The sequence below is a fragment of the Massilia sp. UYP34 genome, assembly GCF_056279385.1.
In genome coordinates, this window is record NZ_JBWBRF010000002.1 from 590,114 (window position 1) to 602,892 (window position 12,779).

Sequence of the window (12,779 nt, forward strand, 5' to 3'; positions counted from 1 at the left end):
AAACCATGCGCAAGATGATCATGATGGCCCTGGCAGGGCTGATCTGGAAACAGTTTCAAACGAAGGTGCTGAAGCGCCCGCCGGCGCCCAAGCGCACCTGGCGCTACTAAGAACCTATCCCGGTAGGTTCTGCGCTGTCACACGCCGTGCGGCAGGCCGAGATTGCGGTTTGCCGGCACGGCGACGTCGATCATCCGCGGATGCGGCAGGTCGAGCGCGCCCATGAGGGCCAAAAAATCGTCGCGGCTGCGGTTGGCCAGGCGCGCATTGTGGCGCCGCTCCCAGCCGATGGTCGATACCGACTGGCCCTTGTAGTCGTGGCCCGGCCACACCCGCACATGGTCGTCCAGCGCGAACAGCTTGCGGGTGACGCTGTCGTACAGGCGCCCGGCGCTGCCGCTCTGGAAGTCGGTGCGGCCGCAGCCGTCGATCAGCAGGGTGTCGCCGGTGAACAGGTTGCCGCGCCACAGATAGCACATGCTGCCGGCGGTATGGCCGGGCGTGTGGATCACGGCGATGTGCTCGTGCAGGCCGAAGCGGATCTGGTCGCCGTCCTGCAGCTGCACTTCGGCCGGCGGGATGTCGCATCCGCTCGGCACGCAGGCCGTGGCGCCGGTGCGCTCGCGCAGGCGGCCGGCCGAGGTCACGTGGTCGGCGTGGGCGTGGGTTTCCAGCACGTGGGTCAGGCGCAGGCCGAGTCGCTCGACATGCGCCAGGTCGCGCGTGAAATGGCGGTCGACCGGGTCGATGATGACGGCGTCGTAGCTGCCGGGCGCGGCCAGGATATAGGTAAAGGTCGACGATTCGGCGTCGAACAGCTGGATCGGATTGACTTGCATGGATATTTCCTCGGTTGCCCCGTCCGTTGTACCACAAGTCGCTGGCGGCGGGGAGGCCGTTCAGCGCAGGCTGGCCAGCTTGTCGCGCAGCGTCGCTTCCGACAGCTCGCCGACGTGACGCAGGCGCAGCTTGCCGTCGGCATCGTAGAACAGGGTGGTGGGGTAGCCGACGGCGCCGGTGCGCGCCGCGAGTTGGCCGGCGGGATCGATCACGACGTTCTGCAGGCGCAGCTCTTGGGTGGCCAGGAAGCGGCGCACCGCCACGCCCGATTCACCCTGATTGACGAACACGAAGCCGATGTCCGGGTTGGCCGCCTGCGCGGCCTGCATGGCGGGCATCTCGCGCCGGCAGGGGGGACACCAGGTGGCCCACAGGTTGATCACCAGCGGACGGGGGGCGGGGCCGCCCAGGCTGCGTAGCGGCACCTCGGCGCCATCGAGCTGGCGCACCATCAGGTCCGGCAAGGGCGGGCGCGGCGGCGCCAGCGCCTGGGCCGCCAGCAGGCCGCCGATCCAGACCGCGCCGCCGGCCAGTATGCTGGCCAGCAGCGGGCGGCGCAGCGCGGCGTGACGCCGGGTCAGTTCGGCGCCGACCACGCCGGCGACGATCAGGCCGGCCACCGGCTCGAAGCCGCCGTCGCGGATGTCCAGCGCGCTCCATGGCGCCTTCAGATAGATGTCGTGGTGCTTGAGGACGAAAACGGCGCGCGCGGCCAGAAAGCCCGTCACGATCATGCGCCACAGCACTGCGCCGGCGTCGACGCCGCGCCGGCGGCGCAGCCAGTCGGCGCTGGTGGTGGCCGCCAGCAGGGCCAGCACCACCAGCATGGCCGACAGCGGAATGACGAGGGAACCGAGCCTGACGGCGTCCATGGTGCGCGGGCGGCCGGGTCAGGCTTCGTCGACGACCGGCGGCGGCTCGGGCAATTGCTGCACCAGGATGCGGTCGATGCGGTTGCCGTCCATGTCGACCACCTCGATCCGGTAGCCGTCCCATTCGAAGAATTCGGACGTCTTGGGAATGTAGCCGAAATGGTACAGCACGAAGCCGGCCAGCGTGTGGTAGGCCCCGGTGCCTTCGTCCGGGAAGCGCACGTCGGTGTTCATCAGGTCGCGGAAGCGGTCGAGGTCCACGCCGCCGTCGATCAGCCAGCTGCCGTCCTGGCGCTGCACGGCGTCCGGGTCGTTCTCTTCGCCGATCACGGTGACGTCGCCCACCAGCGCGCTCATCACGTCGGACAGGGTGACCATGCCCTGGATGTCGCCGTACTCGTCGACGATCAGGGCCAGTTCGGCGCGGTTCTTCTTGAACAGCTCGAGCAGCACCATGGCGCTCACGGTCTCGGGCACGAACAGGACGTCGGAAACCGCGTGCTCGATGTTGATCGCCTCGAGCGAGCCATGGCGCACCGCCTGGACCAGCAGGTCGCGCACTTTCACGTAGCCCAGGATCTGGGCGCGGTCGCCGCGGTAGACGGGAAAGCGGCTGTAGCTGTGGCAGCTGATGAGCTCCAGTATGTCGCGCCGCTCGGCGTCGAGGTCGATCATGACCAGGTCGACCCGCGGCGTCATGAGGGCCTTCAGGTGGCGGTCGTCCAGGCGCAGCGCGCGCGAGACGATGTCGTATTCGGTCTTCTCGAACAGGCCGGCGTCGGTGCCCTCCTTGAACATGCCGGTGATGTCTTCCTCGGTCGGCGCGTCTTCCTTGGCGTCGTGGATGCCGAACAGGCGCACGATCGCTTCGGTGGTGAGCGACAGCACCTTGACGAACGGCGACATGATCAGCGACAGCATGTTCAGCGGCGGCGCGATCAGCGTGGCCATGGTCTCGGGATGGCGCATGGCGATGCGTTTCGGGACCAGCTCGCCCAGGACGATCGAGACGAAGGTAATCGCCAGCACCACGATGAACAGCGCGATCTCGTACGCATACGGCGCGAGCACGGTGACGGTTTCGATCTGCGGGGTCAGGCGCGACACCAGCGAGGCTTCGCCGAAGGCGCCGGTGAAGATGCCGATCAGGGTGATGCCCACCTGGACGGTGGACAGGAAATGGCTGGGATTGTCGGCCAGCGCGATGGCGGTGCGGGCGCCGCGGCTGCCTTCTTCGGCGCGTCGTTCGAGGCGCATGCGCTTGGCGGAGACCAGCGCGAGTTCGCTCATCGCAAATACCCCGTTCAACAGGATCAGGACGAGGATGATCAATATGTCTGACATGCTGGGCTCTTGCCCCATGACCGGTCATGCCGGGCCGTGACCGGGCAGGCCACCATGGCCTGCCGGCGAATCATGGCATAAATGACAAAATCCCGGAAGACCGCAGCGTGCGCAGGCGATTCAGGGCGTGAGCCGGAACTGCTTGCGGATGCCGGCCCAGCACTGCTGGTAGTCGTCCTGCAGCTGGGGCGAAGCCAGCGCCTGCGCCGTCGGCGCCAGGACGGCGCGGGTCTCGAACATGAAGGCCATGGTGTCGCCCACCTTCTGCGGGCGGCTGGTATCGAGACTGCTGGCCTTGTCGAAGGTGGCGGCGTCAGGCCCATGCCCGCTCATGCAGTTGTGGATGCTGGCGCCGCCCGGCACGAAGCCTTCGGCCTTGGCGTCGTAGGCGCCGTGGATCAGCCCCATGAATTCGCTGGCGACGTTGCGGTGGAACCAGGGTGGGCGGAAGGTGTCCTCGGCCACCAGCCAGCGCGGCGGGAAGATCACGAAGTCGAGCGTGTCCACGCCCGGCGTGTCCGACGGCGCGTGCAGCACCAGGAAGATCGATGGGTCGGGATGGTCGTAGCTGATCGAGCCGATCGCATTGAAGTGGCGCAGGTCGTATTTATAGGGGACGTAGTTGCCGTGCCAGGCCACCACGTCCAGCGGCGAGTGACCGATCGGGGCGCGCCACAGGCGCCCGCCGAACTTGGTCACCAGCTCGAATTCGCCCTCCAGGTCTTCGTAGCGCGCGCTCGGCGTGAGGAAGTCGCGCGGGTTGGCCAGGCCGTTCGAGCCGAGCGGGCCCAGGTCGGGTAAGCGCAGCAGGGCGCCGAAGTTCTCGCAGATGTAGCCGCGCGCCGCGCCGTCGGGCAGCAGCACCTGGAAGCGCACGCCGCGCGGGATCACGGCGATTTCCTGCGGCTCTACCTCCAGCAGGCCCAGCTCGGTCGCGATCGACAGCCGGCCCAGCTGCGGCACGATCAGGAGTTCGCCGTCCGCGTCATAGAAATAGCGGCCCTCCATCGCGCGATTCGCCGCGTACAGATGGATGGCGCAGCCGCTCATCGCATCCGGCGACCCGTTGCCGGCCATGGTCACCCAGCCGTCGATGAAGTCGGTCGGTGCATGGGGCATCGGCAGCGGGCTCCAGCGCAGCTGGTTCGGCGGCGCGGGCGTGTCGAAGCGGGCCGCCAGGCGCGGGGCGTCCAGGGGCACAAAGCTGCCGTGCACCGCCGCCGGACGGATGCGGTACAGCCACGAGCGCCGGTTCTGGCTGCGCGGGGCGGTGAAGGCGGTGCCGGACAGCTGCTCGGCGTACAGGCCATAAGCCACGCGCTGCGGCGAATTGCGGTGCCGGGGCAGGGCGCCGGGCAGGGCTTCGGTGGCGAACTCGTTACCGAAACCGCTCATGTAGGCGGACGGATGGCCGGGCTCGTGGCGCATGGGGTCTCCTGGATGGTGGGTCGTGTCGTCGATGGCGCCACTCTAGAATACTCCGCCATCTTTTACGAGATGAATAGAAGAATGTAGACTATTCATATCATAAATATTACTGTTCGGGCCACGGCCCTGGCGTGGACAATGCATGTCAGTCGCCGGTGCGGCCGGCAGCCGGGGAAATCCATGAACGAAGCACACGGTACATGATCGAAGCACACGATATCGACCTGAACCTGCTCTCGGTATTCCACGAGGTCTACCGGGAGCGCCAGATCTCGTCGGCCGCCCGGCGCCTGGGGCTGTCGCAGTCGGCCGTGAGCAACGCGCTCGCGCGGCTGCGCCGCAGCTTCGGCGACGAGCTGTTCGTGCGCACCGCCAGCGGCATGCAGCCCACCCCGCTGGCGAGCCAGATGGCCGAGCCGATCGGGGCGGCGATGGTGCAGGTGGCGCTGGCCCTGAACCAGCGCAGCCGCTTCGAGCCAGGGTCCAGCAACCGGCGCTTCATGCTGGCCATGACCGACGTCGGCGAAGTGTATTTCATGCCGACCCTGATCGAGCGCTGCCGCCAGCTGGCGCCCCACGTCGAGATCAGCTCGGTGCGGGTGGCCACGCTGTCGCTCAAGGAAGAGATGGAAGGCGGGCGGGTCGACCTGGCGGTCGGGCCGTTCGAGGACGTCTCCGAGGCGCTGTACCAGCGCCACCTGTTCCGCCAGCCGTTCGTGGCGATGTTCCGCAAGGGGCACCCGCTGGCGCGCGGCGAGCTGACGCTGGAGCGCTTCGTCGCGGCCGAGCACCTGCTGGTGGACGCCGCCGACAGTCCGTACGACCGGGTGAACGCGGCGCTGGCCAGGGCCGGTGTCGGGCAGGCGGCGCACGGGCCCGGGATACGCTACAGGGTGCCGCATTTCACGGCGGTGCCGTATATCGTGAGCACCAGCGACCTGGTGGTGACGGTGCCGCAAAAACTGGCCGAGCGCGCGGCCGCGCCGTTCGGGCTCGAATGGGCGACGCCGCCGCTCGACCTGCCGCCGCTGCAGACGAATATTTTCTGGCACCGCCGCTTCAACCAGGATCCGGGCAGCCAGTGGCTGCGGGGACTCCTGGCCGACGTGTTCGCGGAAACCTGAGTCAGTAGTAAAGAGCAACAGTCAACGATCGCTAGCTAGATAAAGGAAGAGACAATGGCAGACCTGTTCGAAAATCCGATGGGCCTGATGGGCTTCGAGTTCGTCGAGTTCGCGTCGCCCACGCCGGGCGTGCTGGAGCCGGTGTTCGAGGCGCTGGGCTTTACCAGGGTGGCGACCCATCGCTCCAAGGACGTGGCATTGTTCCGCCAGGGCGGCATCAACTTCATCATCAACAACGAGCCCAAAAGCTACGCCGCGTATTTCGCGGCCGAGCACGGGCCGTCGGCCTGCGGCATGGCCTTCCGTGTCAAGGACGCGCACAAGGCCTATGCGCGCTGCTTGGCGCTGGGCGCCCAGGCGGTCGAGATCCCGACTGGTCCCATGGAGCTGCGCCTGCCGGCCATCAAGGGCATCGGCGGCGCGCCGCTGTACCTGATCGACCGCTTCGAAGAGGGCAAGTCGATCTATGACATCGACTTCGAGTTCATCGAAGGCGTCGAGCGTCACCCGGTGGGCCACGGCCTGGCGATCATCGACCACCTGACCCACAACGTCTACCGCGGCCGCATGTCCTACTGGGCCTGCTTCTACGAGAAACTGTTCAACTTCCGCGAGATCCGCTACTTCGACATCAAGGGCGAGTACACTGGCCTGACCTCGAAGGCGATGACGGCGCCGGACGGCATGATCCGCATTCCGCTGAACGAGGAAGGCAAGGCCGGCGGCGGCCAGATCGAGGAATTCCTGATGCAGTTCAACGGCGAAGGCATCCAGCACATCGCGCTGCTCACCGACGACCTGATCGCGACCGTCGACAGGCTGCGCGCGGCCGGCGTGCCCCTGATGGCGCCGCCGCCGGACACGTATTACGAGATGCTGGACGAGCGCATCCCGGGCCACGGCCAGGATGCCGAGGCATTGAAGGTGCGCGGCCTGCTGCTCGACGGCGCCGTGAAGGACGGCCATGCGCGCCTCCTGGTGCAGATCTTCGGGGTGCCGCAACTGGGCCCGGTGTTCTTCGAGTTCATCCAGCGCAAGGGCGACGACGGTTTCGGTGAAGGCAACTTCAAGGCCCTGTTCGAGTCGATCGAGCGCGACCAGGTCAAGCGCGGCGCGATCGAAGGAGCGCAGGCGACGGCCGCAGCCTGATCCCGGGCCGGGCCGGCAGCCGGCGTTCGCACGGCGCACGGCCGGATTTGCTATCCTGTACACTTTTTGGCGGACGGGCAACGGGCCCGGCCGCCGTCTCGTGTCGGGAGTAGAGGTATGCTGGCTGCGTTCGCGGTCCTGTTGTTGTTCCAGTGCCTGGGCGAAGGCGTCGTATTCGTGTTCCAGCTGCCCTTGCCGGGGCCGGTCGCCGGCATGCTGCTGCTCATGGGGGCGCTGCTGGCCATGCCGAAGCTGAAGGCGCTGGTCGAGGGGGCCGCCAATACGCTGCTGTCGCACCTGTCGCTGCTGTTCGTGCCGGCCGGCGTGGGCATCGTGGTCGCCGCCAGCAGCGGCAGCGGCCACTGGTTCGCGATCCTGGCTTCGCTCGTGGTCAGCACCGTGCTGGCCCTGGCCGTCACCGGCCTGATCCTGCGCGGGATGGGTAATGCGACGGAGGGCGGCGATGCCTGATTTCGCCGGATTCAGCCATTTCTGGGTCTATCTTTCCGCCTCACCCCTGCTGGGACTGACCCTCACCCTGTGTGCCTACCTGGCGGCGCAGCGTATCTTCGCCCTGTGCAATGCGTCGCCGCTGGCCAATCCGGTGGCGATCGCGGTCGCACTGATCGTGGCCGTGCTGTGGCTCACCGGCATGTCCTATGAGCGGTATTTCAGCGGCGCCCAATTCGTCCACTTCCTGCTCGGGCCGGCCACGGTGGCGCTGGCGGTGCCGCTGGTGCGCCAGCTGCCGCGCCTGCGCCGCGCCGCCTTGCCGCTGGGCGCGGCGCTGCTGGCCGGCAGCGTGACGGCCATCGTGTCGGCGGTGGTGGTGGCGCTGCTGCTCGGCGCGACGCCGGAGCTGGCATACACGCTGGGGCCGAAATCGGCCACCTCGCCGATCGCGATGGCGGTGTCCGAGCGGCTCGGCGGCATCCCGGCGCTGACCGCGGCGCTGGTGATCGGCACCGGCATCTTCGGCGCCGTGTTCGGCCGCTACGTCTTCATGCTGCTGGGCGTGCGCTCGGAGGCCGCCTGCGGCTTCGCGCTGGGCCTGGCCTCGCACGGCATCGGCACCGCGCGCGCGTTCCAGGTCAGCCCCGGGATGGGCGCCTTCGCCGGCCTGGCGATGGGCCTGAACGGCGCGCTGACGGCGCTGCTGGCGCCCTGGCTGGTGCCCCTCGTGATGAGGTGGATGCAGTAGGGCACCGCTGCCCCGCACAATCGACAGCCGGGCTAATCTGTTTCCAATTCATTCATGACGGAGCAGATTTTGACCAACTATAAAACGATCAGCCTCGCCATCCAGGGTGGGGGCACCTACGGCGCATTCGGCTGGGGTGTCCTCGACCGCCTGTTGCAAGAGCCGGACCTGGTCATCGACGCATTGAGCGGCTCGAGCGCCGGCGCGCTCAATGCCGTGGTGGTGGCCGACGGCTACGCGCGCGGCGGCGGACGCGAGGGCGCGCGCCGGGCGCTCGACAAGTTCTGGCGCACGCTCGGCAGCGCGGCGGCCCTGAGCCCGCTGCAGCGCACGCCGCTCGACCGCATGGCGCCCACCTTCACGATGGCGTTCTCGCCGGCCTACCACCTGCTCGAACTGATGGGCGCCCTGATGGGGCCGGTGCGCGAAGGTCCGCTCACCCTCAATCCCTTACGCAACTTCCTCGCCACCATGATCGACTTCGACCGGGTGCGCGACTGCGAGGAACTGCAGGTGTTCATCGCCGCCACCAACGTGCGCACCGGAACCGGCAAGCTGTTCCGGCGCGAAGAGATGGACGTGCAGCGCCTGGTGGCCTCGTGCTGCCTGCCGACGGTGTTCGCGGCGGTCGAGGTCGAGGGCGAGATGTACTGGGACGGCAGCTATGTCGCCAATCCGCCCCTGGAGCCGCTGATGCGGCACTCGGCCGCGAGCGACCTGATCATCATCCAGAACAATCCGATCGCGCGCGGCGACATGCCGACCAATATGGCCGACATCGCCAATCGGTCCAACGAGATCGCGTTCAACATCAGTTTCGTGCGCGAAATCAGCGCGCTGCGCTACCTGGACGGCTTGCCCGACGAACGCCGCGGCGCCGGGGCGACGCCCAAGGGCATGCACCTGCACCTCATCAGCGGCAACGAGTTCCTGCAGGATCACGGCATCTCGGCCAAGATGAATGCCGAGATGCCCTTCCTCCAGCTGCTGCACGACCAGGGCGTCAAGACGGCCGACCGCTGGCTGAAGGAGCAGGGCGCCCATCTCGGGGTCAAGTCCACGCTTGACCCGATGCCCGTGTTCTTCCCCGACCAAGTCTAAGGTAAGAAGAACGCAATACGCCGCCGGTCTTGCGAGCGGCGGCGTGGTCGTTAGCAGTAAAGCGCGGTCAGGTATTGGCCGGCTGCGACTTCCATGCAGTTTTCTTCGGCTTGAGCGCGAACGCGGCCAGCAGGGCGCCGGCCACGCCGATCACCATCGCCGCCGTGCTGCCCGAGAAGCCGACCAGGTGTTCCTTGGCCAGCTTTCCGGCCTTCGGCCCCACCAGCTGCATGCGGCGGCGCGTCATCTCGGCGCCCATCTCGGCCAGGCGCTCTTTGCCGAGGATCGCCTCGGCGTCCGGCAGCAGCTTGGTTTCTTCCTCGGCGACATGGTGCATCACGTCACGCATCAATTCCATCACCAGCGCATCGTGGCGCGGGTCGGCGCCGGACGTGGCGCGCAGCTCGGCGATCAGGCGGCGCATGTCATCGTGCTCGGGCTCGGCCTCGTGGATGAACGGCTCGCCGCCGTCGCGCTGCCGCATCACCGGATAGAAGATCTCTTCCTCAAGCGTGGCGTGGATTTCCAGGCCGTCGCAGATGGTGTCGGCCAGCGCCTTCTTGACGGTTGGGCTCTTGTCCTTGGAATACTGGTGGAAGGTGACCATCACATGCGAATGGTCGAAGCGGATCATGTCGGTAATACTTGGGCTCAGTCGTTTGAGATTCATGGTAGTACCCCCGTTCGTGATTGTTTGAACAATATGGTAGGCCGGGTCGGCGCGGGAAGACTGTAGGCGCGCGCGCCGGTGGCTTGTCGGCCACCGGCCCAGCCGGGCGCGCGCTTCGGATGGCAGATACACGCGGACCAGGAATGGTGACGCGGAATATCGAAGCGCGATGTTGAAGAGGAATGTTGAACTGAAACAATTGCATGTCACATATGTCCTACATGGACACGGGACGACTCCTGACTGTCAGTTCACTGCCGACCTGCGAACATGGGTGTTCGAGCTGCCGGTCCCGGCGGCAGCCTCTTTAACGGCAGGGCACGCAGCTCGCGTGGGTGCCGGAGTTCCACCTCAACGGAGAATCCTGACATGTTTGCACACAACAAGCGCTTGCAATATACAGTCCGCGTCAGCGGGCCCAACCCGGCCCTGGCGAACCTCATGCTCGAACAGTTCGGGGGACCGCAGGGCGAGCTGGCTGCGGCCATGCGGTACTTCACCCAGGCCGTCGCCGAAGACGATCCAGGCCGCAAGGACATGCTGTTCGACATCGCGACCGAGGAGCTGAGCCACCTGGAGGTGATCGGCAACATCGTCGCCATGCTGAACAAGGGGGCCAAGGGCCGCCTGGCCGAAGCCATCGACACCGAGGCCGACATGTACCGCGCCATCACCGGTCCGGGCAACGACAGCCATATCACGCAAGTGCTGTACGGGGCCGGCGCGCCGCTGACCAACTCGGCCGGCGTGCCGTGGACCGCCGCCTACATCGACTCGATCACCGAGCCGACCGCCGACCTGCGCTCGAACATCGCCGCCGAGGCGCGCGCCAAGATCGTCTACGAGCGCCTGATCGCGCTGACCGACGACCCGGGGGTGAAAGAGGCGCTGGGCTTCCTGATGACGCGCGAAGTGGCGCACATGAAGTCGTTCGAGAAGGCGCTGTATGCGATGGAGCCCAACTTCCCACCGGGCAAGATGCCGGTGATCCCGGCCTTCGCCAGCGTTTACTACAATATGTCGCAAGGCGCGGGCGAGGTGCGCGGCGCCTGGAACCAGGGCGCCGACTGGGACTTCATCAGCGACCGCGAGAAGCAGATGGCCGTCGACGGCGGCTCGGGCGAGGCCGAAGTGGCCCTGCCGACCGATGACATCGATGTCCTGCGCAATATGGCGATGCGCACGATGTCCGATCCCACGGCCACGCCACGGACCGGTTCCGAATTGGGCATGATGCAATCGGCAACTGGTGGTACGATGGGTGGATCGGGCGGCAATGCGATGGGCGACGCCAACGTCGGCTCCAAGGGCGGTCCGCTCGACGATACCGGCGCCGGCAAACCGAAGCGCGGCGCCAAGCCGCAGAAGTGATCCCCGCCGTGCCGGTCGCCGCCCCACGCGTGGTGCGGGGCGGCCTGGCGCGGTCTTTGACAGGAACAGGCATGCAACTCCAAACCGACAAGAGCAACGACCCTCGTGGCCTTGCCCGCTGGCTGACCCCACGCCGCGCCATCGGTTTCGGCATCTGCGCCATCGGCTTTCTCGTCCTGCTCGGCAGCATGGTCGAGCAGATCATCAACGCCAATCCCAAGATGCTGGCGGCCCTGGCGGGCGGCAGCACCGCGGCGGCGGCAACTGCCCTGGGCACCTTGCCGGTCCTGTTCGCACAAAATTTCACCAAGCGCACCTACGATTGCTTCCTCGGCTTCGGTGCCGGCGTCATGCTCGGCGCCACCGCGTTTTCGCTGGTGATCCCGGCGCTGTCGGCCGCCAAGACGGCAGGGGCGGGCAACTGGGAATCGAGTCTCATGGTCGGCGCCGGCATCATGTTCGGCGCCGGCGCCATCCTGCTGCTCGGGCGCGCGGTGCGCACCGAGGGCATCCTGTCCAACGAGCCCGACAAAGTGTCGGTGCGGCGCGCCTGGCTGTTCGTGTGGGCCGTGGCCCTGCACAACCTGCCGGAAGGCCTGGCCATCGGCGTGGCCTTCGCCGGCATCGACCTCGAGAAAGCCACCTCGCTCGCTACCGGCGTGTCGATCCAGGACGTGCCCGAAGGTCTGGTGGTGGCGCTCGCGCTGCACGCAGTCGGCTACAGCCGCCTGGCCGCGGTCGGCATGGGCGTGGCCTCGGGCCTGGTCGAGCCGATCGCCGCCGTGTTCGGCGTGGCCCTCATCGGCATCTCGGCCGGCCTGCTGCCGTATGCGCTGGCCGCCGCCGCCGGCGCCATGCTGCTGGTGATCGTCAACGACGTGATCCCCGAGTCGCGCCAGTCGGGCAACGGCACCCAGGCCAGCATCGCACTGGTCTTCGGCTTCATCCTGATGACGGTGCTCGACACGGCGCTGTCGTGACATCCCGGTGACCGGCATGGCGGGATGGTCGCATTGACGATCATCCCATGCTTGCCACCACCGCATGACCATCCCCTCCAAACGGAACACACCCGTCAGCGCATGCTCGACGTCGCGGCGCGCGCAGGGCACGCAGGTGCTCGCCTTGCGCGTGCGCGCCATCGACACCGACCCGACGCGGGAGATCTTCCTCCCCAGGCGGGCGCCGTCCACGGCCGCTAAACGCGGCTATGCGGCTATGCGGCTATGCGGCTACGCGGCGCTGGACGCGGGCGCGCACGAAGTCATGAGCGCCAAAGTGACGCAGGCGGTGAAGTCCGGGCTGTCGAGCATGCCGGGCATTGACACCGGGGCCAGCCGCGACAATGTGTGCACAAATCGCCGCCCGGCGCCGGCTGGACTCGCGCCGCATGCCCCCGAGCCGACGACCGCCAGTATCGTCAAGCCGATGAGCGATGGCGGGGCCGGCGCGCGCCGCTTTCGCGTCCTGACGGCGCTCGGCATCTATTCCGGCGCGGAGAATCGCCCGCCGCCAGCATCGCCATGGTCGAATAGCACGGCAAGCAGCGCATTACGAACCGTGGCCACGAACACGAGCAGTCGGCCAATCCCCGGCAATGGCGCACGGCGCGCGACCAGGTGCGATATACAGGGTTGAAAAGCAGGGTTGAAAAGCAGAGCTGAAAAGCAGAGCCCAAA

General features: G+C 67.3%; 13 protein-coding genes. 8 read left to right on the forward strand and 5 right to left on the reverse strand.

The genetic code is table 11. The annotated features are described in order from the left end of the window. Positions 1–137: 137 nt before the first annotated feature. The 4 genes from ACZ9AQ_RS05975 to hmgA all read right to left on the reverse strand — a co-directional run bounded on the left by ACZ9AQ_RS05975 (position 138) and on the right by hmgA (position 4,517). A complete protein-coding gene (locus ACZ9AQ_RS05975; protein WP_429201987.1) occupies positions 138–839 on the reverse strand; it encodes an MBL fold metallo-hydrolase in 702 nt (233 codons plus the stop codon). 60 nt (positions 840–899) lie between these two features. Then, positions 900–1,712, reverse strand: a complete 813-nt coding sequence (locus ACZ9AQ_RS05980; protein ID WP_429201986.1) for a redoxin domain-containing protein — start codon at positions 1,710–1,712, stop codon at positions 900–902. An 18-nt stretch (positions 1,713–1,730) separates the two neighbouring features. Further along, positions 1,731–3,056 (reverse strand): hemolysin family protein, encoded by a 1,326-nt coding sequence (locus ACZ9AQ_RS05985; RefSeq protein ID WP_429201985.1) that lies wholly within the window; start codon positions 3,054–3,056, stop codon positions 1,731–1,733. 120 nt (positions 3,057–3,176) lie between these two features. Further along, a complete protein-coding gene (hmgA, locus tag ACZ9AQ_RS05990; RefSeq protein ID WP_429202827.1) occupies positions 3,177–4,517 on the reverse strand; it encodes a homogentisate 1,2-dioxygenase in 1,341 nt (446 codons plus the stop codon). Positions 4,518–4,684: 167 nt separating this feature from the next. On the opposite strand from hmgA, the gene ACZ9AQ_RS05995 reads away from it, so the two are divergent. The 5 genes from ACZ9AQ_RS05995 (at position 4,685) to ACZ9AQ_RS06015 (ending at position 9,059) form a co-directional block, all read left to right on the forward strand. Continuing rightward, positions 4,685–5,608, forward strand: coding sequence for a LysR family transcriptional regulator (locus ACZ9AQ_RS05995; protein WP_429201984.1), 924 nt, complete (start codon positions 4,685–4,687; stop codon positions 5,606–5,608). A gap of 54 nt (positions 5,609–5,662) precedes the next feature. Further along, on the forward strand, positions 5,663–6,757 hold the full coding sequence (gene hppD / locus ACZ9AQ_RS06000) for a 4-hydroxyphenylpyruvate dioxygenase (protein WP_429201982.1): 1,095 nt from the start codon (positions 5,663–5,665) through the stop codon (positions 6,755–6,757). A gap of 117 nt (positions 6,758–6,874) precedes the next feature. Next, positions 6,875–7,228, forward strand: coding sequence for a CidA/LrgA family protein (locus ACZ9AQ_RS06005; protein ID WP_429201980.1), 354 nt, complete (start codon positions 6,875–6,877; stop codon positions 7,226–7,228). Beyond that, the gene (locus ACZ9AQ_RS06010) at positions 7,221–7,958 is read left to right on the forward strand and encodes an LrgB family protein (protein ID WP_429201978.1); all 738 of its coding nucleotides are present in this window, start codon (positions 7,221–7,223) and stop codon (positions 7,956–7,958) included. Before ACZ9AQ_RS06005 ends, ACZ9AQ_RS06010 begins: the two co-directional genes overlap by 8 nt. A gap of 69 nt (positions 7,959–8,027) precedes the next feature. After that, positions 8,028–9,059, forward strand: coding sequence for a patatin-like phospholipase family protein (locus ACZ9AQ_RS06015; protein ID WP_429201976.1), 1,032 nt, complete (start codon positions 8,028–8,030; stop codon positions 9,057–9,059). Positions 9,060–9,126: 67 nt separating this feature from the next. On the opposite strand, the gene ACZ9AQ_RS06020 is transcribed toward ACZ9AQ_RS06015, so the two are convergent. Beyond that, positions 9,127–9,729 carry a hemerythrin domain-containing protein gene (locus tag ACZ9AQ_RS06020; RefSeq protein WP_429201974.1) on the reverse strand — a complete coding sequence of 201 codons (603 nt, stop codon included), beginning with the start codon at positions 9,727–9,729 and terminating at the stop codon, positions 9,127–9,129. Positions 9,730–10,098: 369 nt separating this feature from the next. Here ACZ9AQ_RS06020 and ACZ9AQ_RS06025 point away from each other — a divergent pair, with 369 nt between their 5' ends. From ACZ9AQ_RS06025 to ACZ9AQ_RS06035, 3 genes are all read left to right on the forward strand, one after another. Further along, positions 10,099–11,100 carry a manganese catalase family protein gene (locus ACZ9AQ_RS06025; RefSeq protein ID WP_429201972.1) on the forward strand — a complete coding sequence of 334 codons (1,002 nt, stop codon included), beginning with the start codon at positions 10,099–10,101 and terminating at the stop codon, positions 11,098–11,100. Between the two features lie 71 nt (positions 11,101–11,171). Beyond that, positions 11,172–12,080, forward strand: a complete 909-nt coding sequence (locus ACZ9AQ_RS06030) for a ZIP family metal transporter (RefSeq protein ID WP_429201971.1) — start codon at positions 11,172–11,174, stop codon at positions 12,078–12,080. A 64-nt stretch (positions 12,081–12,144) separates the two neighbouring features. Next, positions 12,145–12,738, forward strand: a complete 594-nt coding sequence (locus ACZ9AQ_RS06035) for a Rossmann-fold NAD(P)-binding domain-containing protein (RefSeq protein WP_429201969.1) — start codon at positions 12,145–12,147, stop codon at positions 12,736–12,738. The last annotated feature ends 41 nt before the right edge of the window (positions 12,739–12,779 follow it).

Coding starts and splice junctions, on each gene's coding strand:
- ACZ9AQ_RS05975 (WP_429201987.1), bottom strand. CDS start 839: ATGCAAGTCAATCCGATCCAGCTGTTCGACGCCGAATCGTCGACCTTT.
- ACZ9AQ_RS06035 (WP_429201969.1), top strand. CDS start 12,145: ATGACCATCCCCTCCAAACGGAACACACCCGTCAGCGCATGCTCGACG.
- ACZ9AQ_RS06025 (WP_429201972.1), top strand. CDS start 10,099: ATGTTTGCACACAACAAGCGCTTGCAATATACAGTCCGCGTCAGCGGG.
- ACZ9AQ_RS05985 (WP_429201985.1), bottom strand. CDS start 3,056: ATGTCAGACATATTGATCATCCTCGTCCTGATCCTGTTGAACGGGGTA.
- ACZ9AQ_RS06010 (WP_429201978.1), top strand. CDS start 7,221: ATGCCTGATTTCGCCGGATTCAGCCATTTCTGGGTCTATCTTTCCGCC.
- ACZ9AQ_RS06020 (WP_429201974.1), bottom strand. CDS start 9,729: ATGAATCTCAAACGACTGAGCCCAAGTATTACCGACATGATCCGCTTC.
- ACZ9AQ_RS06030 (WP_429201971.1), top strand. CDS start 11,172: ATGCAACTCCAAACCGACAAGAGCAACGACCCTCGTGGCCTTGCCCGC.
- hppD (WP_429201982.1), top strand. CDS start 5,663: ATGGCAGACCTGTTCGAAAATCCGATGGGCCTGATGGGCTTCGAGTTC.
- ACZ9AQ_RS05995 (WP_429201984.1), top strand. CDS start 4,685: ATGATCGAAGCACACGATATCGACCTGAACCTGCTCTCGGTATTCCAC.
- ACZ9AQ_RS06005 (WP_429201980.1), top strand. CDS start 6,875: ATGCTGGCTGCGTTCGCGGTCCTGTTGTTGTTCCAGTGCCTGGGCGAA.
- ACZ9AQ_RS05980 (WP_429201986.1), bottom strand. CDS start 1,712: ATGGACGCCGTCAGGCTCGGTTCCCTCGTCATTCCGCTGTCGGCCATG.